At 37.6% G+C, this 24,670-nt stretch carries 29 protein-coding genes; 14 read left to right on the top strand and 15 right to left on the bottom strand.

Annotated elements, in window-relative coordinates; genetic code table 11:
- Window positions 1-18: 18 nt before the first annotated feature.
- From ACFO3O_RS01000 to dnaA, 5 genes are all read right to left on the bottom strand, one after another.
- Complete coding sequence (locus ACFO3O_RS01000) at window positions 19-744, bottom strand: SAM-dependent methyltransferase (protein ID WP_379976662.1); 726 nt, start codon at window positions 742-744, stop codon at window positions 19-21.
- Between the two features lie 12 nt (window positions 745-756).
- Window positions 757-2,139 (bottom strand): PQQ-dependent sugar dehydrogenase, encoded by a 1,383-nt coding sequence (locus tag ACFO3O_RS00995; RefSeq protein ID WP_379976660.1) that lies wholly within the window; start codon window positions 2,137-2,139, stop codon window positions 757-759.
- Between the two features lie 63 nt (window positions 2,140-2,202).
- Window positions 2,203-2,661 (bottom strand): low molecular weight protein-tyrosine-phosphatase, encoded by a 459-nt coding sequence (locus ACFO3O_RS00990; RefSeq protein ID WP_379976659.1) that lies wholly within the window; start codon window positions 2,659-2,661, stop codon window positions 2,203-2,205.
- A gap of 118 nt (window positions 2,662-2,779) precedes the next feature.
- The gene (locus ACFO3O_RS00985) at window positions 2,780-3,874 is read right to left on the bottom strand and encodes a serine hydrolase domain-containing protein (RefSeq protein ID WP_379976658.1); all 1,095 of its coding nucleotides are present in this window, start codon (window positions 3,872-3,874) and stop codon (window positions 2,780-2,782) included.
- 136 nt (window positions 3,875-4,010) lie between these two features.
- Window positions 4,011-5,438: a chromosomal replication initiator protein DnaA gene (dnaA, locus tag ACFO3O_RS00980; RefSeq protein ID WP_379976657.1), complete on the bottom strand. Its 1,428-nt coding sequence runs from the start codon at window positions 5,436-5,438 to the stop codon at window positions 4,011-4,013.
- A gap of 204 nt (window positions 5,439-5,642) precedes the next feature.
- On the opposite strand from dnaA, the gene ACFO3O_RS00975 reads away from it, so the two are divergent.
- Window positions 5,643-6,041, top strand: a complete 399-nt coding sequence (locus ACFO3O_RS00975; protein WP_379976656.1) for an acyl-CoA thioesterase — start codon at window positions 5,643-5,645, stop codon at window positions 6,039-6,041.
- Here the strand turns inward: ACFO3O_RS00975 and ACFO3O_RS00970 are convergent.
- From ACFO3O_RS00970 to ribD, 4 genes are all read right to left on the bottom strand, one after another.
- Window positions 6,038-6,646, bottom strand: a complete 609-nt coding sequence (locus tag ACFO3O_RS00970; RefSeq protein ID WP_379976654.1) for an IMPACT family protein — start codon at window positions 6,644-6,646, stop codon at window positions 6,038-6,040. The two genes, ACFO3O_RS00975 and ACFO3O_RS00970, sit on opposite strands and share 4 nt — an antisense overlap.
- A 96-nt stretch (window positions 6,647-6,742) precedes the next feature.
- Complete coding sequence (locus ACFO3O_RS00965; RefSeq protein WP_379976653.1) at window positions 6,743-7,210, bottom strand: hypothetical protein; 468 nt, start codon at window positions 7,208-7,210, stop codon at window positions 6,743-6,745.
- A 116-nt stretch (window positions 7,211-7,326) separates the two neighbouring features.
- Window positions 7,327-8,193, bottom strand: a complete 867-nt coding sequence (locus ACFO3O_RS00960) for an EamA family transporter (RefSeq protein WP_379976652.1) — start codon at window positions 8,191-8,193, stop codon at window positions 7,327-7,329.
- The gene (ribD, locus tag ACFO3O_RS00955; protein ID WP_379976651.1) at window positions 8,190-9,197 is read right to left on the bottom strand and encodes a bifunctional diaminohydroxyphosphoribosylaminopyrimidine deaminase/5-amino-6-(5-phosphoribosylamino)uracil reductase RibD; all 1,008 of its coding nucleotides are present in this window, start codon (window positions 9,195-9,197) and stop codon (window positions 8,190-8,192) included. Before ribD ends, ACFO3O_RS00960 begins: the two co-directional genes overlap by 4 nt.
- A 27-nt stretch (window positions 9,198-9,224) precedes the next feature.
- On the opposite strand from ribD, the gene ACFO3O_RS00950 reads away from it, so the two are divergent.
- From ACFO3O_RS00950 to ACFO3O_RS00920, 7 genes are all read left to right on the top strand, one after another.
- Window positions 9,225-9,710 (top strand): GNAT family N-acetyltransferase, encoded by a 486-nt coding sequence (locus tag ACFO3O_RS00950; protein WP_379976650.1) that lies wholly within the window; start codon window positions 9,225-9,227, stop codon window positions 9,708-9,710.
- A 14-nt stretch (window positions 9,711-9,724) separates the two neighbouring features.
- Window positions 9,725-10,705, top strand: a complete 981-nt coding sequence (locus tag ACFO3O_RS00945) for a N5-glutamine methyltransferase family protein (protein WP_379976649.1) — start codon at window positions 9,725-9,727, stop codon at window positions 10,703-10,705.
- A gap of 119 nt (window positions 10,706-10,824) precedes the next feature.
- Entirely contained in the window at window positions 10,825-11,415 is a 591-nt protein-coding gene (locus ACFO3O_RS00940; protein WP_379976648.1) for an LOG family protein, read from the top strand.
- 234 nt (window positions 11,416-11,649) lie between these two features.
- On the top strand, window positions 11,650-12,351 hold the full coding sequence (aqpZ, locus tag ACFO3O_RS00935) for an aquaporin Z (protein ID WP_379976647.1): 702 nt from the start codon (window positions 11,650-11,652) through the stop codon (window positions 12,349-12,351).
- Between the two features lie 180 nt (window positions 12,352-12,531).
- A complete protein-coding gene (ligA, locus tag ACFO3O_RS00930) occupies window positions 12,532-14,520 on the top strand; it encodes an NAD-dependent DNA ligase LigA (RefSeq protein WP_379976646.1) in 1,989 nt (662 codons plus the stop codon).
- Window positions 14,521-14,723: 203 nt separating this feature from the next.
- The gene (locus tag ACFO3O_RS00925) at window positions 14,724-15,233 is read left to right on the top strand and encodes a hypothetical protein (protein WP_379976645.1); all 510 of its coding nucleotides are present in this window, start codon (window positions 14,724-14,726) and stop codon (window positions 15,231-15,233) included.
- Between the two features lie 150 nt (window positions 15,234-15,383).
- On the top strand, window positions 15,384-16,091 hold the full coding sequence (locus ACFO3O_RS00920; RefSeq protein ID WP_379976644.1) for a hypothetical protein: 708 nt from the start codon (window positions 15,384-15,386) through the stop codon (window positions 16,089-16,091).
- Here ACFO3O_RS00920 and ACFO3O_RS00915 read toward each other — a convergent pair whose 3' ends face one another.
- Both ACFO3O_RS00915 and ACFO3O_RS00910 read right to left on the bottom strand, forming a co-directional pair.
- A complete protein-coding gene (locus ACFO3O_RS00915; RefSeq protein ID WP_379976643.1) occupies window positions 16,092-17,003 on the bottom strand; it encodes a metallophosphatase in 912 nt (303 codons plus the stop codon).
- Between the two features lie 4 nt (window positions 17,004-17,007).
- Window positions 17,008-17,772 carry a 5'-nucleotidase C-terminal domain-containing protein gene (locus ACFO3O_RS00910; protein ID WP_379976642.1) on the bottom strand — a complete coding sequence of 255 codons (765 nt, stop codon included), beginning with the start codon at window positions 17,770-17,772 and terminating at the stop codon, window positions 17,008-17,010.
- A gap of 56 nt (window positions 17,773-17,828) precedes the next feature.
- Between ACFO3O_RS00910 and ACFO3O_RS00905 the strand changes: the two genes are divergently transcribed.
- From ACFO3O_RS00905 to porD, 6 genes are all read left to right on the top strand, one after another.
- Entirely contained in the window at window positions 17,829-18,347 is a 519-nt protein-coding gene (locus ACFO3O_RS00905) for a DUF6913 domain-containing protein (RefSeq protein WP_379976641.1), read from the top strand.
- A 1-nt stretch (window position 18,348) separates the two neighbouring features.
- Complete coding sequence (dapA, locus tag ACFO3O_RS00900; RefSeq protein WP_379976640.1) at window positions 18,349-19,227, top strand: 4-hydroxy-tetrahydrodipicolinate synthase; 879 nt, start codon at window positions 18,349-18,351, stop codon at window positions 19,225-19,227.
- 143 nt (window positions 19,228-19,370) lie between these two features.
- Window positions 19,371-20,192, top strand: coding sequence for an outer membrane protein assembly factor BamD (locus tag ACFO3O_RS00895; protein WP_379976639.1), 822 nt, complete (start codon window positions 19,371-19,373; stop codon window positions 20,190-20,192).
- 13 nt (window positions 20,193-20,205) lie between these two features.
- Window positions 20,206-20,544, top strand: coding sequence for a DNA-directed RNA polymerase subunit omega (locus tag ACFO3O_RS00890; protein WP_379976637.1), 339 nt, complete (start codon window positions 20,206-20,208; stop codon window positions 20,542-20,544).
- An 11-nt stretch (window positions 20,545-20,555) separates the two neighbouring features.
- Entirely contained in the window at window positions 20,556-21,764 is a 1,209-nt protein-coding gene (gene coaBC, locus ACFO3O_RS00885) for a bifunctional phosphopantothenoylcysteine decarboxylase/phosphopantothenate--cysteine ligase CoaBC (protein WP_379976636.1), read from the top strand.
- Window positions 21,761-22,651 (top strand): type IX secretion system protein PorD, encoded by an 891-nt coding sequence (porD, locus tag ACFO3O_RS00880; protein ID WP_379976635.1) that lies wholly within the window; start codon window positions 21,761-21,763, stop codon window positions 22,649-22,651. The genes coaBC and porD overlap by 4 nt, the downstream gene beginning before the upstream one ends.
- A gap of 40 nt (window positions 22,652-22,691) precedes the next feature.
- On the opposite strand, the gene ACFO3O_RS00875 is transcribed toward porD, so the two are convergent.
- The 4 genes from ACFO3O_RS00875 to ACFO3O_RS00860 all read right to left on the bottom strand — a co-directional run bounded on the left by ACFO3O_RS00875 (window position 22,692) and on the right by ACFO3O_RS00860 (window position 24,509).
- Complete coding sequence (locus ACFO3O_RS00875; RefSeq protein ID WP_379976634.1) at window positions 22,692-23,048, bottom strand: hypothetical protein; 357 nt, start codon at window positions 23,046-23,048, stop codon at window positions 22,692-22,694.
- 3 nt (window positions 23,049-23,051) lie between these two features.
- Window positions 23,052-23,255 (bottom strand): hypothetical protein, encoded by a 204-nt coding sequence (locus tag ACFO3O_RS00870; protein WP_379976633.1) that lies wholly within the window; start codon window positions 23,253-23,255, stop codon window positions 23,052-23,054.
- A gap of 124 nt (window positions 23,256-23,379) precedes the next feature.
- On the bottom strand, window positions 23,380-23,676 hold the full coding sequence (locus tag ACFO3O_RS00865) for a putative quinol monooxygenase (protein ID WP_379976632.1): 297 nt from the start codon (window positions 23,674-23,676) through the stop codon (window positions 23,380-23,382).
- A complete protein-coding gene (locus ACFO3O_RS00860) occupies window positions 23,676-24,509 on the bottom strand; it encodes an SAM hydrolase/SAM-dependent halogenase family protein (RefSeq protein WP_379976631.1) in 834 nt (277 codons plus the stop codon). The genes ACFO3O_RS00865 and ACFO3O_RS00860 overlap by 1 nt, the downstream gene beginning before the upstream one ends.
- Window positions 24,510-24,670: the final 161 nt, after the last annotated feature.

Raw genomic sequence — 24,670 nt, 5'->3', positions numbered from 1 at the left:
AAAAACAGAGATCCTATATTACAGCCCCTTATGAATGATAAAAATAGCAGGGCGTTTGTGAAGATCTGGCATATTATTCTTCCAATAGCTCGCTGGTTTGGTCAGAATAAACTCTGTAGGTAACGTAATGTCACATGCCACGCAGATGAGTGTATCTGCATGTACTGAGTTCACAATATCTTGTAACATTTTATCATTGCGATACGGGGTTTCAATAAACAGCTGCGACTGCCCGGTATCAAATGATAGCTTTTCGAGTCGCTTTAATTCCATTTTACGTTGTTTTTGCTCGATAGGTAAATATCCATTAAACGCAAAATTCTGCCCATTCATACCACTACTCATCATTGCCATGAGAATGGAAGAAGGACCCACTAGCGGAACCACTTGAATGCCTTTTTGATGCGCAATTTTCACCACATCAGCGCCAGGATCGGCCACCCCGGGGACACCAGCTTCAGAGAGTAGACCTACGGAAATTCCTTCAAAACAAGGATCTAAATACGACGGGAGTTCTAACTCATCTGTATATTTATTAAGAAGCTTGATTTGTAACTTCGGTTGTGATTTCCCTGGGGAAATAGCTTTAATAGATCGTCTGGCTGTTTTTTCATTTTCAACAATATAATGATCAACCAATTCAATCACCTTTTTTACCGATAAAGGAATCACCTCAAGGGCACTCGTCTCTCCTAAAGTAGTTGGAATTAAATATAATTTACCAAGCGCTTGGGGCTCACTCATAGGAATGTATTGTTATTTTATAATTAGTTTCTGTGTATATCCAGAAGTTTCAAATTGTATCAGGTAAATTCCAGAAGTCAAATCTGAAATACGTAAAGTTGTTGTCGGATCCGCAATTGATTGTGATTTCACCAATTTTCCTGTGATGTTAAAAATGCGTAAGGTATCTGTATTGGTAACATCAGTACGTTCTATGGTGAGCATATCTGTTGCAGGATTCGGATACACACGTATGTGTGTAGTTTGATCAAAATCATCGGTACTTAATAAGTCAGCATCGACGACTCTAAAAACCGTTCCTCCTAATCCAGAAATATATAATTCTTTGTTGATGTCTTCTCCAAAAGTAACAAATGAGTTTCCACTAAATTGCTCACTGTATGTAATATCAGCAGGTGTAGTAGCATCTATATACGCAATTTCATCACTGCAGGTATCGGCAAAGAAATACAGGCCTTGCATGGTAGGGAATTGACTCCCTCTATACACATATCCTCCTACAATAGAGCATTTAGCAGGTCCATTACCATTATGCAAATATTGCGCTACTGGAAAGGTGAGTTCGCTGTCATCAGGACATCCAGCCGTATTAAAAGGGCTATTCCCTTCATAACAACGCCATCCATAATTATGACCACCTCCTATACCGCGATCTACTTCTTCTATTTGATTTTGCCCAACATCACCTATCCACATGGCACCCGTCTCATCATCAAAAGAAAAACGAAAGGGATTACGTAGTCCTAAATCCCAGATTTCAGGTCGAAAGCTCGTATCTCCTACAAACGGATTGCTAGTAGGAATCGCATAGTTCAAGTTGGTATCTTGGTTATCTACATCGATTCGTAACATTTTTCCTAAAAGAAGTCCTGGGTTTTGGGCTCTATTTCCTGGATCTCCACCACTTCCTCCATCTCCTAGGGCAATGTATAAAAAGCCATCTGCTCCAAAAGCAAGTCCGCCCCCATTATGGTTTGAAAAAGGCTGACTTACTTCTAAAAGTGGAAATTCAGAATTTGGGTCTGCGATATCAGGATCACTGGTTACGGTAAATCTTGATATTTGGGTATCTCCATTGCCTTGTGTGTAATGCACATAAAAGAAGCCATTCGTGGCATAGTCAGGATGAAAGGCAAGCCCTAAAAGCCCTTGTTCAAATCCATTATTATTCACTGGAATGGTAATAAACGGCGTACTGTTTACAGTATCGTCACTATTGATAATTTGAATCGCCCCCGATTGTTCTACAATAAAAAGGCGATCGTCATCTGCATTTTGGATGTCCACAGGATTGTCAAAACCTGAAGCCACTTCTAGAATAGCAATGTCGGGTGTTTGGCTGTAAGAAAGGTGTGTGGCCAAAAAAAATGTAAGTAGGATTTTAATTTTTTTCATGATAATATAGTTTTTTTAAATATACAAAATCTGTTTCTAAGCCATTTAAAATAAGAATTGAAACTAGCTCAGTCGCTGCTGGATCACATCGCATGCTTCATCTAGCATTTTATAAACACGTTCAAACCCATCTTCTCCTCCATAATAGGGGTCAGGGACATCCACTCGTTCCCCCGGGAATATCGTATCTAGGATCATAGTTACTTTAGTGCGATCTTCTTCATGGCTTGCAAGTGCAAGGACATTTTCTAGATTAGAGCTGTCCATCACATAAATATGATCAAAATCTTGATAGTCTCTACTGGTGAATTGCCGCCCTCTGAGCCCGGAAATATCAAGGCCATATTTTCTAGCGACTGCTACACTTCGTTTATCAGGAGGATTTCCTACATGCCAATTTCCTGTTCCCGTTGAGTCTACTGTAAATAGTGTAGGATCTAGCTTATTGCGAAGGATTCCTTCGGCAAGGGGTGATCGGCAGATATTGCCAAGGCACACCATGAGGATCTTGGTTTTGTTCATAATCATTGATTTTGGGATCACTAAAATAGGAAATGTTACGCTTTCAAGGAACATAGTGACGCAGAAGTTTATACTGAGCCATGCCGAAGTGCGAAAGCGTACCCTTAGCGATTCCTATTTATAATTGACGCAAAGAAGGCAACACCAGGTCGCTTACAATCTTAAATGGAAGTTTATCTTCTTGTGAATTATAAGCTCCACCCGTACAAACAATAATCATATTTTGTTCAGGAAAAATCATAATGTATTGGCCGCCATTTCCAGTGGCTAGGGTTGCGTAGGTAGGTTTTCCTTGAATATTGAATGGAAATTGCCACCATAAATAACCGTAGTCAATCCCTGTAATTTGAGTGTGTATATTGGTAGAAGTGGTGATCCATGATTCAGATACAATCTGTTGCCCTTCCCAAGTTCCTTTTTGGAGAATGAGTTTGCCAATTTTTGCCATATCTCTAGGGGTCATGTACAAGCGTTTGGCAGATGAGATAATTTCTTTGTCAGAGGTTGTGTGTCCGCGTTGGATATTTGTGATCCCTAAAGGATCAAACAAATACTTTTTAGTGAATGCATCTAATGACATTCCAGAAGCTTGCTCTATGATTTCGGCAGCAAGTAGCGTTCCCATAGAACAATAGAGAGCCGTTGTACCTGGTTCTCGATCCATAGGAAGATCTAAGGTGTATTGCAACCAATCTTTCTTTTTATACACACGATCTTCTTGTCCTTTTGATTTTTTATCCCAATCATTACATTCCAATCCAGTACTCATGGTGAGCAGGTGTTTGATGGTAATATTTTCTTTGCGAGGATCAAGATTCTTTTTAGGAATAGGTGTTTTTAAGTATTTAGAAATTAGGTCATTTTCACTTTTGATAAAGCCTTCGTCAATAGCAATTCCCATGAGAATCGACTTAATACTTTTATTCACAGACCGTAAATCGTGTAGAGAGTTATAGGAATAGTCTTGATAGTACTCTTCAAAAACAAGATGATCATTCTTGATGATGAGGATACTGTGAATCTTGTGATCTGCACTTGCCAATTGTTTAAAACCTTTAAAAAGTAAGGAGGTGTCTATTTTTTGGGATTTCAAATCACTCGTTTTCCATCCGTCAGCATGTTCCGAAGGTACTTGATAGGTATATGATTGTTGCCCAAAACCTGAAAAGGAGAGAAGTATAATTAGTAATAAGAGTAGGATTTTATGATTCATGTATGCAGTTTATTAACAGGTATATACATTAGAACCTCTAAAATAAGAATGAATTCTTAAAAAGTGGGATATTCCATAAAAAAGGGTCAAATGCGCATACATTTGACCCTTTTTATATGGAATAAAGTAACGGTGTTTATACCGTTAGCTTTTTATTTAAATCTTCTACGTATTTACGGAATTGCTTGTCTGTAGAGGCAAGGTTATCTACTGTTTTACAAGCATGCAATACCGTGGCATGGTCACGTTGTCCTATTTGAGAACCAATGCTTGCTAATGATGCTTTGGTTAATTTCTTCGCAAAAAACATAGCTAATTGTCTCGCTTGTACAATGTGACGCTTACGTGTTTTGGATTGTAAAGTATCTACATCCATTTGGAAATAATCAGAAACGATTTTTTGAATATAATCGATGGATACTTCGCGTTTGGTATGCTTTACATAATTATCTACAATCTTCTTAGCAAGATCAAGGGTAATTTCTTTTTTATTGAACGATGAATGTGCAATTAAGGAAATGATCGCACCCTCTAGTTCACGGATATTGGTTTTGATATTATTTGCTAAGAACTCCACAATCTCCTCAGGCATCTCGACACCATCTTGATAGAGTTTGTGTTTGATGATAGAAATACGGGTTTCAAATCCAGGATGTTGTAACTCTGCTGATAATCCCCATTTAAAACGAGATAATAAACGTTGTTCAATGTCTTGCATATCTACAGGTGCCTTATCACTGGTAAGGATCACTTGTTTGCCATTTTGGTGTAAATGGTTGAAAATATGGAAGAATACATCTTGTGTTCCTGCTTTTCCGCTTAGTAATTGAATATCATCAACGATCAGAACATCAATGACTTGATAGAAATGAATAAAATCATTTCGGTTATTCTTTTTTACAGACTCTATATATTGTTGTGTAAACTTCTCTGCTGAGATGTATAATACTGTTTTGTCTGGATATTGGTCTTTAATATGAACCCCAATAGCATGTGCTAGGTGCGTTTTTCCTAGACCAACACCTCCAAAAATAAGCAATGGATTAAATGAAGTCCCTCCAGGTTTATTGGCAACTGCCATCCCTGCTGAACGAGCAAGACGATTAGAATCACCCTCTAAGAAGTTGTCAAAGTTATAACTAGGATTGAGCTGTGACTCTATTTGTAAATTACGGATTCCCGGAATGACAAATGGATTTTTAAGCTCAGGGTTTTTATTTTTAAAAGGAGCGTCTACTTCTTGTGATTTTAAAGAAGATCTATTGGCACTAGGGATTTTTTCTGTAAACGGTTGATTGTTTCCATAGGTGTTTTCCATTTTTATGACATACACCAATTTTGCGTTATCCCCTAGTTCTTTATTGAGCGCTACTTTTAAAAGCTTCACGTAGTGTTCTTCTAGCCACTCATAGAAAAACTTACTTGGCACTTGAATGTTCAATGCGACATCTGTAAGCTTTACAGCTTTGATAGGTTCAAACCACGTTTTATATGCTTGGGGTGTAATGTTGTCCTTTATAAAAGACAAACAGTTATCCCATACAGATTGCGCAGTTCTACTCATTAGTTACTATAATTAGTTTGGTTGTTAGTTGACTATGGAAGGTTAAAAATTCATCAATTATGAACATAATTGCTCCCCCTTTTAACCTACAGCAAATATGTGAACAATTTTTTGAATAAAAAAACAACTTAGGGGTTGTTTTTCGATTAATTTTTGTGCATACTTAGCATGTTTTAAAACTACAAAAAAAAACCGAGGCAATCCTTGAAAACACATAATTCTTTTATTAAAGTTCGATACGCAGAGACAGACCAGATGGGTGTAGTGCATCATGGAAATTACCCGCAATACCTTGAAATAGCTAGACTTGAGTGGTTAAATGACTTGGGGATTTCCTATAAATCAATGGAGGAGAGTGGTGTTTTTTTACCTGTATATTCTTTAAGTATTACATATAAGAAATCGGCGCAATTTGATGATCTGTTGAAGGTTACTGTCAGCTTACGAAGTTTGCCTACAGTTCGCATCATTTTTGACTATAAAATTTATAATCAACAGAATGAATTGTTAACAACTGCAAGTACCGAATTAATTTTTATGGATGCTAAAAAAAATAGACCTATGAGATGTCCTGCTTATATTCTCGATAAACTACAAGATTAAGTGTCTTTTTTGTTCACTTTTACACCGTAGATATTTTTTACAAGTACACTTTTTTGTTCAAAATCTTTCTTTCGAATCGCGAGTGTGTACTCACAAGCTAGTTCAGATTTTTGACCTATAATCCGAATGTTTTGCTCTTTGATCACCCGCATCACTTTATTCATAAGTGCATATTCAAAGGTAATTGTAAAGATAACATCAATGGTTTTTTCTTCGATGCTCGCCTCTTCTAAGGCAAGTTGTGCTGCAGAGCGGTATGCATTAATCAATCCACCAACACCTAGCTTCGTCCCGCCAAAGTAGCGCACCACTACTATCAGCGTGTTGGTGAGTTCATAGGCTTGTAATTGTCCGTAGATAGGAGCACCCGCACTATTGGATGGCTCTCCATCATCATTCGCTCGATACCGACTGTAATCTTTTCCAAGCACCCATGCGTAGCACCAATGCCGTGCCTGATGGTGTTGTTTTTTTAAATCTTCAATGTGTTCTTTAATCTGATCTTCATCTTCTACAGGAAAGGCGTACCCATAAAACTTGCTATTCCGATCTTTAAATAAAGCTTCGGGAGATGGGCTTGTAATGGTTTTATAGGTGTCTTTCATAGCGTGGTAATGATTAATATGTGAATTAAAATACTAACCGTTAGATTTAAAGCCAAAACATGTGCTAATTGTGACCATTGCTTTGTGTTTGTTCTCTTATAAATCATACATCCAATTTATTTCGGAGTAAATCCATTGTTGACTGTCCAAATCTGTTTTGTCATAATCACCAAACATGGAGTCAACAATGTCTATGTGATTATTTTCAAGTTTAAAAAGTACATAAAATGGATCTTGATACGAATTGTGACATTCGTGGCCATTTGGCATTGATAGCCAATTTATTTTTCCCCAATAGTTTAGGTATTTGTTGTTTTCAACTTCTATTTGAATTGCAATAACATAGTCTGCACCAAAACTTAGGCTATTTCCACCTCCATTGGAAGCAAAATTGCAGTTTAGTATTAGTCCGAGTAGAAGTTCTAAATCATGTTTTTTTTCAAGATTTAGTAAATCTACCTTTCCATTATTTTTAAATAAAGGACTTATAATGTCACTTACTTTGTCCAAGTATTTGAGTAAGTCTTCGTCAGCATTATCTAGCCATTTCTTTTTATATCCCATTGATTTTTTTTCCAATTAATGATACTAAACAATTGTATAAATCGTATTCCGATCTGAAAGGGCGTGTATATGCTTTCGCGAAAGCATATTATTAGTAATACCATCAGTATATCCTTTCACGAAAGTGAAACCAATATAATAGAAATCACTGCCAGTGCAATACCTATCCAATTTTTAAGGTGTAACTTCTCCGTAAATAACGTAATTCCTATCAAGGTAGAGATCATAACAATCCCTACATTATTGATGGTAAAGATCGTCGAGCTATCAAAAGCGTCATTTCGTAAGGCTTTTACGAGAAAATACATAGAACCGTAATTCGGAATTCCTAAACAGATGCCTGCAAGGATGTTTTTGACTTTAAAGGTAAAACGCTTTCGTAAGAGTTGGCTTCCTATAATAAGGAGTCCCACGATTCCTGCGGTACCAAAAACAGTTGTCAAAAATATAGGAAGATCTCCCTCGCTCAGATACTTTTCTTCAATATACTTAATACTTGTATCGATAATTCCGCTTCCTAAAAAAACCAACGCTGGAAAAATAAGGTTCGTTTTTTTAAATGGAATTCCTTCTTTAGATGTTACAGAGGCGAGATAAACCGCTATCAGTGCGATGATAATCCCACTTGCTTTCAATACACCTAATGACTCCTTATAATAAAAGATCCCGAAAAGGATGGGAATCACAACACTCATTTTAGTCGCTACCGACACCACCGAGAGTCCGCTGCGCTGGGTGGTAATGGCCATCAAGTTGAAAATAAGAATAAACAGAAAGCCTAAAGCAACTGCACTGGAAAACCAATCCTGTTGCGGAATAGACGACGTGGTGAAGGGACCTTCATATAATAATACACCTAGGGTACTTGCCGTCAAATAATTGAAAACAATCGCTTGTAAGGTATTGACTTTAAAACGGGCAAATAGTTTAAAGACTACAAAAATGACACAAGACGAAGCAATGCTGAGTAGTAAGTAGATCACAACTTGTTATTTTTATAGATGGTGAGTGTATCTCCTTTAATATATTGATATACAGGTATATTACTTTGTTGTTTTTGAGTAAAGATAGGTGCTTTGGTGCCTCCTCCAAATATCGTTTTTCCTGTAAATACGCGAGCTTCATCCCAAATATCCGAATCTATAAAGCGCTGCAATGTTTTGGAGCCCCCCTCAATGATCACAGATTGGATGTCTTTTTCATAGAGAATATGTCCAATTTCTTCTGGATCTTGTGAGGCGATGACCATCGTTTCTGCTTCCTGATTAAAAACAGCGGTTTCTTTTGGTAAATCATCTCGCTCGTCTAGTACAATTCGCAACGGAGATTTTCCATACCAATCTCTGGTGGTCAACGATGGGTTGTCAGCGAGTACAGTTTGTGCACCCACTAGAATCGCTTGCTCTTCGCTGCGCCATTTATGAACGAGTTGTCTTGAATAGGTGTTGGTAATCCACACAGGAGCGGTTTTGCTTCTTTCTAACGGAGCGATATAACCATCCCATGTTTCTGCCCATTTTAGAATGATATACGGGCGCTTTTTTTTATTAAAAGTAAAGAAACGTTTATTGGCTTCATAACATTCGGCTTCTAATACGCCCACAGTGACATCAATGCCAGCTTCTATGAGTTTTTTGATGCCGTTACCTGCTACTTTTGCATGCGGATCTATGGTGCCAATTACTACTTTTGGAATGCCTGATGTTATGACAAGATCAGCACACGGTGGCGTCTTTCCGAAATGGCTACAAGGTTCTAGCGTGACATACAACGTCGCTTTCGTGATCAGTGCTGGTGTATGTGTTTGTGCATATCTAATGGCATTTACCTCGGCATGATTCCCGCCATAGGCACTGGTATACCCCTCGGCAATAATACGATCCTCTACCACGAGAAGTGCCCCCACAGAAGGATTAGGCATCGCACTTGGGAGTCCATTTTTTGATAATTCTATACAGCGTTTTATGTACTTTTCGTGTATCTTCACAGCGCAAAAATAGAACTATAACTTTCGATGAGCAAACCTATTATTCGTCCTATTGAAAAAGCAGATAATGAGCAAGTGGCTACTGTTGTTCGTAAAGTGCTTATAGAATTAGGCGTTCCTAAGGTGGGAACTGCCTATGCCGATGCTGCATTAGACATGATGTATGAAACCTATGACCGTCCTAAAGCCCGCTATTTTGTGGTAGAAGATCAAGGAAAATTGATTGGTTGCGCAGGCGTAGCACAACTCGATAATTATGATAGGAATGTCTGCGAACTCCAAAAAATGTATTTTCTTGAGGAAGCGAGAGGGAAAGGTATTGGAGCGCAAATGATGCAAACCTGTTTGGACGCGGCACGTGATTTTGGCTATGATCAATGTTATATTGAAACCATGCCGTATATGGAAGCTGCACAAAAACTATATACCCGCACAGGATTTCGCTACATAGATGGTCCGATGGGCGATACAGGGCATTTTTCATGTCCCGTACATATGCTTATCGATTTGTAAATGAGTACACTTTCGTGAAAATAAAAGACCTCCGAACTACTTTTGAAACGCGTCTACAGGGTCACTATCCGCTGGAAGAAGTAGGTAGCTTTTTCCAAATGGCTATGGATCACTTTCTAGGCTATAGCCGCATGGATATTGTACTCCGATTAGAAGAAGAGCTCACGGAAGCTTCCGTAAAAGACATTCAACAGTTATTGGCTCGATTGGAAACGCACGAACCGATACAATATATAATAGGCAGTACCGAATTTTACGGATTACCATTCAAGGTCACATCTGATACATTGATCCCAAGACCTGAAACCGAAGCATTGGTAGCGTGGATTTTGGAAGATCAAAAGACAAAAGAAGAAGCGAGCGCAAGGAACAAAGAGGGAAGAGAGAATAGAGAAAAGAGAATAGAGAAGAGCGAAGAGAAGCGTCTAGAAAATGGGGGCGATTTAAATGAGAGTGCTCAGAATGACACAAATCAAAGCAAGCAGCCATTACGATCGATCTTAGATATCGGGACAGGTTCGGGTTGTATAGCCGTGAGCCTTGCTAAGCATCTGGTGAATGCAAAGGTGGCTGGGTATGATATTTCTCAAGGTGCCTTGGAAACAGCTACCCAAAATGCTATTGCAAATGAGGTGGAGGTAACTTTTACGCAAGTAGATATCTTACAAACAGAAAAATTAGCATCCTCTTTTGATGTGATTGTGTCCAATCCTCCGTACGTACGCGAACTCGAAAAACAAGAAATTCAATCCAATGTATTGGATCATGAGCCTCATACGGCTTTATTTGTTTCAAACACAGATCCGTTGCTTTTTTATCGAAAGATTGGACAATTAGCTTTTGATAACTTATCAGGAAACGGTAGGTTATTTTTTGAAATCAATCAGTATCTTGGTAAAGAAACGATCCAACTCCTTAAAGACATCGGATTTACAAACGTACAGTTGCGTAAAGATATCTTTGGCAATGATCGGATGATCAAGGCATGGAAGTAACGTATATGCCTTATTCATAAGTGTTTTACGTGCTGTGGCTATTTTCGCTTTAAGCGAAATAACAAATCAATTTTTCAACCTCCATTTTCTATCTTTTAGAAAATGAAAAAAATAAAACAATGACTGACATAAAATCGATATGCGTATTCTGCGGAAGCAGTGAAGGCAATGATATTCAAGTAGAGCAGCAAGCTAAAGAATTAGGGGCGTACCTGGCTAACCATGACATTACACTAGTGTATGGTGCCGCAAAAATAGGCGTGATGGGGCAAGTGGCGCAAGCGAGTTTAGACCATAAAGGGAAAGTGATTGGCGTGATACCAGAATTCTTAAAGCTCAAAGAAGTGGTGCATTTGGGATTGACGGAGTTGATTACCAATGAGAATATGCACCAGCGTAAAATGACCATGCAAGAAATCTCCGATGGATTTATCACCCTCCCTGGTGGTTTTGGCACTTTAGAAGAGCTTTTTGAAATCATCACGTGGAGTCAATTAGGTCTCCACCAAAAACCCATTGGGCTTCTGAATGTCAATGGCTTTTATGACGATTTATTAAAAATGCTAGAACACATGGTGCGGAGAGGTTTCTTAAAAATGGAAAATTACGAACTCCTTATTGTTGATACGACGGTAGAAGGGCTTGTATCAAAAATGAAAGCCTACAAACCCCAAGACGTTCCTAAATGGTTAAAAGGTGATCGGACGTAGATACGTCAACTATTTCAGGGCAAGCTCACGAGGCATTTTAAGGAAAAACATTTGATTCCTAATCAAGACACACAGCGTATTTATGGCTTGATGATCTAGTAAATTTCCATCCATCTGCTTGTTTTGTCGGTGTTTTTATGCATTTTACCGAAGCTATTTCAAAAATTTTAATCGTATTTTAACTTGCTAATAATTTTGCTACTTTAGGGTTACTAACCATAAAGTCAATTTATTATGAGTAGAATTAAAAAGTATACAGCAGAAGGTCTTGGGACGTTTGCTTTGGTGTTATTTGGATGTGGAGCTGCAAGCATTGCAGGCGTTTCTACTGTGGGACCTGCTGGATTGGGGTTACTAGGAATTTCTCTAGCCTTCGGACTTGCTGTGGTAGCCATGGCGTATACCATTGGACCGATTTCAGGATGTCATATTAATCCAGCAATCTCTGTCGCTATGTGTGTGGCAGGGAAACTTTCTGTAAAAGACCTCGCAGGATATGTGATCGCACAATGTCTTGGTGCGATTGTAGGTGCTGGTATTTTGTATCTCATTGCCACGGGAGGTGCTGGTTTTGAAATGGGACCTTGGGCACTTGGAAGTAACGGCTGGGGTGAAGGCTATTTAGGCGCTTATACTATGAAATCAGCTTTTATAGCAGAACTAGTTTTTACCTTTTTATTCTTAATGGTCATTTTTGGAACTACGGCAAAAAATGCGTCCCCACAAATGGCTGGACTCGCTATTGGAGTTTCACTTGCATTAATTCATTTTGTGGTTATCCCAATTACAGGTACTTCGGTAAATCCTGCGCGTAGTTTAGGACCTGCAATTTTTGCAGGAGGCATTGCATTACAGCAGCTATGGTTATTTATTGTAGCGCCTCTTGCAGGAGGAATTCTAGCCGCATTAGTACGTAAGATATTTATAGATGATTAATAACTTTATCAATAGTATTTGATAGAAGTTATGTGTTGTAAAGGGGTGCTTGAAAAAGTAGCCCTTTATGTTTATAGCTTTTTATAAAAGGTAGATTATAGTCACATTAAAATCATTATTTTGTGATGTTTAAAAGAATCAATGTTTAATATAGTTCGCTTTTGCGAAAGCATATCATTAATGACAATAGAACAGCAAATTACATCCCTACGTAAAGAACTTCAAGAGCATAACCACCGGTATTATGTGCTCGATAATCCTATCATTTCTGACTTTGAGTTTGATCAATTGCTCAAGCAATTACAAGCCTTGGAAGCAGCACATCCCGAATTTGATGATCCTAACTCTCCTTCCAGACGTGTAGGAGGCGGTATCACCAAAAATTTTGAGACGGTGGTTCATGAGCATCGGATGTACTCGTTGGATAACTCGTATTCAAAACAAGATCTTGAAGATTGGGAAGTGCGTGTAAAAAAACAAGTAGACGGTCCTGTGTCGTATACTTGCGAATTAAAATATGATGGTGCTTCTATCAGTCTTACGTATGAAAATGGCGAATTGGTAAGAGCACTTACGAGAGGGGATGGTTTTCAAGGAGATGACGTGACCACTAATGTGAAAACAATTAAATCAGTGCCTTTAAAACTAAAAGGGGATTATCCTCCTAAGTTTGATATACGCGGGGAGATTGTCTTGCCTTGGGATGGTTTTTATAAAATGAATGAAGCGAGAGAAGCCGAGGGGTTAGAGTTGTATCGTAATCCGCGAAATACGGCTTCGGGAAGTCTTAAATTACAAGACAGTGCAGAGGTGGCAAAACGACCTTTGGATTGTTTGCTCTATAACATCACAGGGAATAATTTAGGGATCACCAGTCAGATGGAGAGCTTAGAAAAAGCACGAGCATGGGGCTTTAAAGTACCCGATGCTGCTCAGTTGGCGTATAACATAGATGAGGTCTTGGCGTTTATCAACCATTGGGATACGGCACGTCATGAGTTGCCTTATGAAACCGATGGTGTGGTGGTCAAAGTCAATAGTTTACAACAACAAGAGGAACTGGGGTACACTGCCAAAGCTCCACGATGGGCGATGGCATATAAATTTAAAGCCGAACAAGTGTCTACACGCTTACGCGAAATCACCTACCAAGTGGGTCGAACGGGAGCGATTACGCCTGTTGCAAACCTAGAGCCTGTCGAGCTGGCAGGAACGACGGTAAAAAGAGCGTCTTTGCATAACGCAGACCAAATTGCAAAACTCGATATCAGAGAAGGCGATGAAGTTTTTGTTGAAAAAGGGGGGGAGATTATCCCGAAAATCATTGCTGTAGACTTAACGAAAAGACCTGAAAATTCTGTTCCTACGGCTTATATCACTGAATGTCCAGAATGTGGCACCCCACTAATACGTACCGAAGGCGAAGCACAGCATTACTGCCCAAATGAAGCAGGCTGTCCTCCACAAATTATCGGAAGGATTCAGCATTACATTTCGCGTAAAGCATTAGATATAGAAGGGTTAGGGGGAGAGACAGTTGCGTTACTTGTGAAAGAAGGGTTAATTGCCAATTATGCAGATTTATACCTACTCACGGTCGAGCAATTAGTACCATTAGAGCGAATGGCGCAAAAAAGTGCTGAAAACCTAGTGCAGGGTGTACAAGCTTCAATAGGAATTCCTTTTGAGCGGGTATTGTTTGGATTGGGTATCCGCTATGTAGGAGAAACAGTTGCTAAGAAACTTGCCAAACATTACAAAACCATCGATGCCATTGCGATGGCTTCAGAAGAAGACCTTGTACTTGTGGATGAAATAGGGATTAAGATTGCTGAGAGTGTGGTGGCTTTTTTCGCGAAAGCGGAAAACAGAGAACTCATAGAACGATTAAAATCATACGGAGTGCAGCTTGAGATTTCAGCAGAGAAATTGGCGGATCAATCGGATCTATTACAAGGAAAAACGTTTGTGGTTTCAGGTGTTTTTGAAATGCCCCGGAATGATTTAAAGAAACTTATAGAAGATAACGGCGGGAAAGTATCGAGCTCTATTTCTTCTAAAACCTCTTTCTTAGTCGCTGGTGATAAAATGGGACCTAGTAAACTCGCCAAAGCAGAAGGCTTGGGGATTACGATTATTTCTGAGCAAGAATTTTTAAACTTACTTTAATCAAACAGCAAGCGTACATACATGGTAGGATTTACAGGTCATCGTCGATTATCGTAGCTGTATTTTTGATTCTTGCCACTATGGTTTTTGATATAGAGTATACGTTTATAGGGTATCCTTTGTTTACGTTTTTTCTTTTTTTATACCATTACAAAGCTACGGAGAAGTTTAATGTGTATTTTCTGATATACTTGGTCTCTTTAATGTTTGCTGAAATAGGATTTATGGTTGGTTTTTCTGAGAATATTAATTTGCTGTCATTTCTCAATATTGTAAGTCAAATTACTTTTTTAATATTATTAAAACCCATAGTAAAAGTAGAGTTTAAAAGTTTTAGTGGTCATAACCTAACAGAGTCGATTATAAGCTTTTTGGGATTGAGTTATATTTTGGGATATGTACTTTATTTAGTTTTTCCTTTAATACCGGATTTCACTCTTTTTTTTCCTTCGCTATTAGCTTTTTTTATTACTGTAGTGCTATGTACTGGGATTCCATTTTTTAATAAACATCCGGATAATCTCATGTTGTGGGGTATAGGAACAGCTTTGGTCGCTGAAATGTGCTGTAGTTTTATTTTTGAGTATATATCAGATCATAGGGCATATATTGTTATGTCTCATATTTTCGGAGCATTTTTAGAGATACTATTTGCTATATATCTTACTCGTATTGAAGATATTGCTAGCTTTGATAATGATAGTTATGTTTAATTTAACTGTAATTGCAAATTATTCAGATTTATACTTACTTTCGGTCAAATAACAGTCATGAAATGGAGCCTAGTAAATTAGTCAAAGCAGAAGGCTTGGGGATTACGATTATTTCTGAGCAAGAATTTTTAAAACTGGCTTTAATTGAGAATGAAGTATATGCAAGGGATAATATATAGGACACTAACGATTATTGTATCGGTACTTTTGGTATTGGCGACTATGTTTTTTAGTGTGGAGTATACATTGGTGTTTTTTCCTTTGTACGCCTTGTTTCTATTTCTATATCATTATAAGGCAACAGGGAAATTTGTATTTCCTTTTTTTGCATACCTGTTGGTTGCTATGTTTTATGAAGTTTTATTTTTATATGATTATGAGAAGTATATTAATATCATCTCTTTTCTGCATATTACCAGTCAGTTATTGTTTTTATGGCTCTTAAAACCCGTGATTAAGGTCAATATAAAAAACTTTAGTACGCATAACATAACAGAATTAGTCATTGGTTTTTTAGGAATTAGCTATGTCATTGGGTATGTTTTATACTTGATTTTTCCTTTAATACCTGATTTGACATTATTTATTCCCTCTGTTATTTCCTTTTTATTGATTATTGTTGCGTGTATCGGTATTCCTCTTTTTAATAAACACCCTGATCATATTATGTTGTGGGGTGTTGGTGGCGGTTTGATTGCAGAAATGGTGTGTGCCTTCACGTACGAATACGTGTCAGACCATAGAGCTTATATCGTAATGGCTCATATTTTTGGTGCTTTTTTAAAGATTATTTTCGCGATATACCTTACACGAATTAATGAAGTGAAAGCCTTTGATGAGGAGGAAGACTACATTTAATTAGATGTTATAAAACGTGCTGGTGTGTTCTGTACTCTTCGCAGCATCTATATAAAAATCGACACGTCCTAAATGAATACCTCCCCAGCCTACTTGATTGACGAGTACTACATTTCCATCCTTGTTTTGAGTGAGGGTAGGTTTTTCTAAAAACGTATGCGTGTGCCCGCCTATAATAAGGTCTATGTCTTTTGTGGCTTTCGCTAAATTGAGATCTGAGATACGATCTTTATTGTTGTAGTCATATCCAAGATGTGATAGACAAATAATCAGATCACAGGCTTCCTCATCTTTTAAAATACGGGTCATATCCTCTGTACGTTCTATGGGATCTAGGTATTTTGTTTCTTTATATTCACGTTGATTCACAAGTCCGTCTAATTCGATACCAATTCCAAAAACGCCAATGCGAACTCCATCTTTGACAAAGACACGATACGGTTTTGTGAATCCGTCCATGATCGTATTTGAAAAATCATAGTTGGCTGACAGTAATTCAAATGATGCATGTGGCATTTGCTTAGCAAGACCGCCGATGCCATTGTCAAAATCATGATTTCCTATCGTAGCGGCGTCATAACCTAACATCGACATGAGTTTAAACTCTAGCTCGCCTCCGTAAAAATTAAAATAAGGTGTTCCTTGAAAAATATCTCCTGCATCTAGTAATAAGACATTTGGGTTTTCTTTTCGAATACTATTTATGAGTGTTAATCGTCTAGCAACACCCCCTTGATTTGCATAGTTAGGATCATTTTCTGCAAATGGTTCTATATGGCTATGCACATCATTGGTATGTAAGATGGTAATTTGCTTTTTTGTAACAAGCGGTGAAGCGCTCATGGCTATCCCTCCAAGTCCAATAAGGCTCCCTGCGGCAGCGGTTTGTTTTATAAAGTGTCTGCGTTTCATATCCTTATTCTTTTATAAATCTATCATCTCTTACGGGAGCGATGGTATCTTGTTTTTTAAAGTAATCTATCAGTACGTTGCGTATCTTATAGTCTAATGTGAGAAGACTTACAGGTTTGCTTAAAAATGTCATATTATCACCTCCTTTTTGTAAATAGTCACTGGTGGCGATAAAGTAGGTTTCATTATCAATAATCTCCTGTCCTTGGATCAATCCTTTTTTTAGACTTCCATCTTCGTTGAGGATTACTTGTAAATTAGAAATGGGATGCGCTGTTCCGTGTGCGAGGTAGGCAAATAACTCTTTCATTTGAAAACCACTCAGCTCTACAACCACTACTTCATTTTCAAAAGGCATCAATTCATAAGCGGTTCCTGTGGTTACATTTCCTTTGTAAAGCGGGGCTCGGATACCTCCATAATTTAAAAGTACTGCATTAAATGGATAGCCGGTTCTAGATTCAAAAACAGGATTTGCCAATTCAAACACAGCATCTGCCATCATGTTGCCAATGGCGGTATTATACTTACTATCTTTTTTAGAAATAGAAACAGGCGCATAGGCAAGTGTACTGTCCATTTCTTTATCTACACGTTCTTTATATGGCGCAATAAAAGCGGTGACCGTGGTGTCTTCTTTGATGTTTCTGTCTACAGTAACCGTAGAGGCATCTACTCTAGAAACACTGTACTGTTCTTGTTTACAGCCTATAAATGCTATAAAAACACTGCATAAAAGCAGTATATGTATATTTAATTTAAGTGTCATTTTGAAGTTCAATTTAGTCCGTTTTTTAGCTACATTTGCTTAAAAAGCGAAGATAAATGTTTTTAAACGGATTAAAGGAAAAATCCATTACAAGAAAACTTAAAAACAAGGTGGCCAATCGGGAATATACCCCTTCTGGCAGGCCGATTCGTACGCTTGGTATCCTTCAAGAAAAAGGAGCACCTTTTGAAATAAAAAGTAGAACAGCGCTTGCAAAAGCATTAGGAATTAAAGAAAATGATATTGAGATCTTTACGTACGTAGCTAAACTGCCTAAAGATCAAAAAGAAATAGAAGGGATGTATGCTTTAAAATCCATCGGATGGAATGCAGCACTCAAAACAGCTTCTTTAAAAGCATTTGTAGCAAAAGATTTTGATGTGTTGTTAAGTTATTACACAGAAGACCGACTACCGCTTCGATTAATATCAGGACTCTCTAATGCTGTATTTAAAGTAGGTCTTATCAAAGAAGAAGACGGACTTCATGATTTAGTGATTACCACAGGAATTGGTGAAGAAATGGTATTGATTAATGAATTAGAAAAATATTTACGAATACTTAAAATTTTATAACATGCAATCTTTTCGTGGCACAGGAGTCGCGCTAGTAACTCCCTTTAATGAAGATTTGTCTATCGATTTTGATGGACTCACACGACTTATTGAGTATAATATAGATCAAGGCGTTGATTATCTAGTAGCCCTAGGAACCACTGCTGAGAGTGTTACGCTTTCTGAAGAAGAAAAGAAACAAATTAAACGTCATATTGTATCCATTACCAATAAGCGTGTGCCACTTGTGTTAGGATTGGGAGGAAACCATACAGCCGCTATCGTAGCAACACTTAAGACCGCGGGAGTTGTAGACGGGTTTGATGCGATTCTATCGGTATCTCCTTATTATAACAGACCTACGCAAGATGGTATTTATGCACATTACAAGGCTGTTTCAGAGGCGTCATCACTACCTATTATTATGTACAATGTGCCCTTACGTACGGGGAGTAATATGGAAGTAAGTACTAGTTTGCGATTGGCAACCGATTTTGAGAATATTATTGGAATCAAAGAAGCGGCGGGTTCGATGACACAGGCACTGCGATTACTAAAAGATAGACCCGAAGGGTTTTTGGTGATTTCTGGTGATGATATGCTGGCATTGCCAATGGTTTCGGCTGGAGGTGACGGCGTGATTTCGGTGATAGGGCAAGGGATCGTACAACCATTTTCTGAAATGATGAGGAATGGGTTAGAGGGCGCTTTCGCGAAAGCGTATACAGCACATTATAAAATCATGCCAGCGATCGATCTTATTTTTGAAGAAGGAAATCCAGCGGGAATAAAATCGATGCTCTCGCATTTAGGTATCTGTGAAGCACATGTGCGATTACCGCTAGTGAAAGCCAGTGAAGCATTGCATCAAAAAATAGGGGCGTATCTTAAAACATCATAAAAAGGCGTTAATCTTATGCTAATCCCATGACAGGGACCATAAATCGGTTTATTTTTGATTCATATCAATTAATAAATGGTGTCGTTATATATCGTTTTATTATGTGATAGTTTTTTTGTAATTTTGCCTGCTGTTTTAATCATATGAAGAATATCCTTATCCTTTTTGTTTTTGCCACTGTATTTTGTTCGTGTTCAACATACCAAGATGCGCTAAAATCTGACGATATCAAACTTAAGTACGAAATCGCAGATTCGTTGTATCAAAGCGGTAGCTATAAAAAAGCACTAAAGCTTTACGAGCAAATCGTACCTTTATACAGAGGGCGTCCACAAGCAGAGCGTGTGATGTATGCATATTCTGACATTTATTACCAATTAGAGGATTACTACTTAGCAGGATATCAATTTGAGCGTTTTGTAAAATCATATCCACAAAGTACTAAGAGAGAGGAAGCTGCTTTTAAGAGTGCAGAGAGTTATTATCAACTTTCGCCAGAATACTATCTTGATCAGGTGGATACTTACAAAGCCATGGATAAATTACAGGAATTTATCAATGTGTATCCTGAATCGGAAAGACAAGATGAAGCCAACCTAATGGTAAAGGAATTACAAACTAAACTAGAGAGAAAAGAGTTTGAAATCGCCAAAGGGTATAATACGATTGGTGCGAGTCGTGGTACTTTTCCCAATGCTATCAAATCCTTTGACAATTTTATATCTGAGTATCCAGGATCTGTGTATAGAGAAGATGCTATGTTTTGGAAATTTGACTCAGCGTACCAATTAGCTATCGGAAGTCGATTGGACTTAATGCCAGCTCGCCTCGAAGAAGCAAAAGAAGCCTATAGAATATTAGAAAAATATTACCCATCAGGAAAATACACAAAAGAAGTGACGAAAATGTTAGAAGACATTAACGAGCGACTTCAAGTACCAGTAGAAGAAGAGACTATAAATTAAACACTTTTGTAAGATGAATATTAAAGATATTGATGCACCCGTAAACACAACAACGATTGATAAAAATCTAGTTGATGCCCCTACAGACAATATATATGAAGCGATTTCTATTATTGCTAAGCGTGCAACACAAATCAATACAGAAATCAAAAAAGAGCTTTCTGATAAATTAGATGAGTTTGCTACATTTAATGATAGTCTAGAAGAAATCTTTGAAAATAAAGAACAAATAGAAGTGTCTAAATTTTATGAGCGTCTTCCAAAAGCACACGCACTTGCGGTGCAAGAGTGGTTAGAAGACCGTATTTACTACAGAGATACCAGTATTTCTGAAGAAGATACAAAAGCATAAATTTAGACCTTATGTCAGTATTACGCGGTAAAAAAATACTATTAGGTGTTACCGCTGGAATAGCAGCTTATAAAAGCGCCACTTTAGTAAGAGCATTTATTAAAGCTGGCGCTTTTGTGCAAGTTGTTATGACAGAAAAAGCAAAAGACTTTGTAACACCCCTTACACTTTCTACACTTTCAAAAAACCCTGTCCATAGCTCTTTTACAAAAGACGACGATGACAATGCGGTCTGGACAAATCACGTAGAGCTTGGATTGTGGGCAGATCTTATGGTCATAGCCCCAGCAACAGCCAATACATTATCAAAAATGGCACATGGTGCATGTGATAATTTATTACTCGCCACTTATCTTAGTGCCAAATGCCCCGTTTATTTTGCGCCTGCTATGGATTTGGATATGTACATCCATCCTTCTTCAAAAGAAAGTTTTGAAAAACTAACTTCCTACGGAAACATCATGATAGAAGCGACGAGCGGAGAATTAGCGAGTGGTCTTGTAGGTCAAGGACGACTGGCAGAACCAGAAGATATTGTTCGTTTCATAGAAAACCATATGCAAGAAAAACTACCATTACGAGATAAACGTGTTGTGATTACTGCAGGTCCTACCTATGAGGCGATAGATCCAGTGCGCTTTATAGGAAATCATAGTAGTGGTACGATGGGAGCTGAGCTTGCATTACGAGCAGCTGATTTGGGGGCGGCTGTCGATTTAATTTTAGGGCCAAGTGCACTAAAAGTTCAGCATGAATTAGTCACCGTTCACAACGTGGTTTCTGGTGACGATATGTACGAAGCTGTACATAAAGTATATGAGCAATGTGATATTGCTATCGCTTCTGCCGCCGTAGCCGATTATAAACCGGCACATGTAGCCGAAGAAAAAATCAAGAAAAACGATGATACTTTTACGATTCATCTTGTAAAAACCAAAGATATTCTTGCCTCTATGGGTGAGAAAAAGAAAGGGCAATTCCTAGTTGGATTTGCGTTAGAGACGCAAAATGAGGAAGAAAATGCACTAAAAAAATTGAAAAAGAAGAATTTAGACGCAATTGTTTTAAATTCGCTTAGAGATAAAGGTGCTGGCTTTAAGACCAAAACCAATAAAATTACGTTTATAGACAAAGATGGATCGATTACTCCGTATGATTTAAAATCAAAAAAAGAAGTAGCCGAAGATATTTTTGATCAGATACTTATAAAAACGACATGAAAAGAACACTTATCGCACTCTTTGTAATTTTATGCACCGTATCACTACAAGCGCAAGAACTGAATGCTGTGGTGATTATTAATGCAGAGCAAACTGGAAAAGCAGAACTTCAGGTATTTAAAACCCTTGAACGCCAGCTTACAGAGTTTATCAATAATACAAAGTGGACCGATGAGAACTATAAACAACAAGAGCGTATCGATTGCTCGTTTAACATCATTGTTCAAGAAGTAAACTCTGATGCGTTTAAGGCTACTGTACAAGTGCAATCTTCGCGTCCTGTATTTAATTCAAATTATGACAGTCCTGTTTTTAACTTTAACGACAGAGATTTTGATTTTGAATATGTAGAATTCCAACCGCTTATTTTTAACCCGAATACTTTTGATTCTAACTTAGTTTCTGTACTTGCGTTTTATGTGTACACTATTATTGGATATGATACAAATACCTTTAAGTTAAACCAAGGCGATGAATACTTTCAGATTGCAAAGCAAATTGTCACCACTGCACAAGGAAGTAATAACAGGGGATGGAGACCACAAGACGGCCCACAATCGCGCTATAGATTGAACGAAGACTTATTATCCCCTAACTTTAGGGACTTTAGCGATGTTTTATATGAATACCATCGCAAAGGACTTGATGTGATGGCAGATGATACCAAGAAAGGAAAGAAAGCCGTGATGGATGCAATTACTAAAATGAAGGCGATGTATAATAAACGCCCTAATAACTTCTTAAATCGGGTGTTTTTTGACTCTAAAGCAGAAGAAATAGCGTCTATGTTCTCTGGAGGGCCACAACTTCCCATCACAGATTTACTCACGACCTTAAACCGAATTGCGCCTACCAAATCTACGTTTTGGCGACAGATTTCTTTTTAAAGGGAGGCTTACAATTAATTTTATGGATAATGGTGACCGACTAATTATTTTTTAATTCAATCACCTTATCTAATGACAGTTCAACAATTTCCATCAAATCTTTCGTTGTATTACAATACTCTAGTTTAGTATTTAATTCATTGAAAAAATCTGATTTTGTCGAATAATGTTTTGTACTCGATAATTTGTTTAATGCTTTTGAGATGTAGTTTTTAACTTTTTCGAATTGATTGTCAAATGAACCTAAATGCTTTGCGTAAGTTTCCCCTCGCTCCATTGTCATAGCATTTTGCATATAGCTTTTGTCTGCACCATTTCGATTACCTTTTTGACAATTAAAGGCGTTTTTTATTAGACTTTCATATTTCGTCGCTTGAAGATATTCATTTATAGACATAATTTAATTTTTTCTTAATTTCATTAATCTAGAAAATAAATGATTATGTAATTCAAAATCAAGTTTTTCTAATGATAGTAATGTATCGTCATCTTTACTATCAATACTTACATTCTTTAAATAATCTAAACGACTAAGCTTTAATTTTTCCACATAGTCTTTACCTGATTTTAGATCAGCAATTGACAATTCTTTTATTTTTTTCATAATTCAGTATTTTAAAAAACTATGACAAATATAAAAATTATCAATTATTTCTATCGTAAGCTTATCTTTTAGTTTTCAACTAGATATTAACACCCTTAGCTTCTATTAAACTAATAATTAATTATTAGCCTAAACTCACCAATTTATCAACACTCCAGGCTTCTGGCTTGTCAGAAAACATCGGTTTTGTTTGTGCCCAAACGCCTTTAAATAACTCGGAGTGGCGGTACTTGTCTAACGCTTCAGCAGAATCCCAATAACTATAGGTAAAGAAGATGCGAGGATCATCTTGGCCTCTGTACAATTCCAAAAACTGGCATCCAGGAAACGCTCTGATTTTATCTTTTACCTGTTCAAAATTGGTTAAGAAGGTCGGTATTTCGCTTTCGCGAAAGCGCATTTTTACTATTCGTACGAGCATTAATCTTCAAAGTTTATCGTAATCGCATCTCGATAGTCTAGCCCAAAAAGGGTAGAAGCACTGCCCACCGTAGTAGGATTACTTTTGTAAATCGCCAGTTCGATATAATCACCAGAATTAAAAATCGCTAGTTTTTTGCCTTCTTCTTCTCGTTTGTGTTTTTCTAGTGAGAAATTAATAGCATCACTGTACGATCTATGAATTTTGGAAATTTGCGTGCGTCTGGCTTCGATTTTAAAAGGACGTCCTTTACCAACTTCCTCGAACAGTTTGCGGGTGATATTACTTACGACATTTCCATAATTATCAACATAAATCACATTTCCAATAATCTGTTTTTGCGATTTATTAACGATGGGTTGAATGCCTGTAAGGGGTTTTACTTCAGAAATTGGCTTTCCAATCACAGCCAATGTTCCTCCGCGTGCAATATGACAGGCCGCTTGAACAAATACATCCAGAACGGTAAAATTACTGATGACATGGTTATGAATCGTAATCTCGACTAGCTCCTGTGGCACAATGTCTCTAGTGATCAAGGATATGATTCCATTATTAGCGCAAACAAAATAATGATCCTCCAATTTAACCGCTATATGGTTGGTTTCAGGGGTGAGTTCGCTGTCTACACCTATGATATGAATACTCCCTTTCGGGAAATTTTTATACGCATTTTGTATGATGTACGCTGCTTCGGTAATGTGAAATGGCGATATAGAATGGGTGATATCAACAATTCGCACATCAGTAAGCTCACTATAAATCGCACCTTTTACGGCACCAGCAAAGTGATCTTTTTCGCCAAAATCGGTTGTTAATGTGATAATCGCCATACATTTATTTAGGGGAGTCCACTTTTGTACTTCGTCAGGCTCGGTATAAACTTCTATGTTATTCCATTCCTTGAAAGCAAAAAACGACCATCCCCAAATTGTTTATTATTTTTAATAACACGATAACTTATGAGTAGGTATATACGCTCAAAAATTTCGTA

Source organism: Dokdonia ponticola, assembly GCF_042653865.1.
Taxonomy (GTDB): Bacteria; Bacteroidota; Bacteroidia; order Flavobacteriales; family Flavobacteriaceae; genus Dokdonia; species Dokdonia ponticola.
Note: the sequence above shows the minus strand (reverse complement) of the source record. Positions and strands in the feature narration are given on the sequence as shown.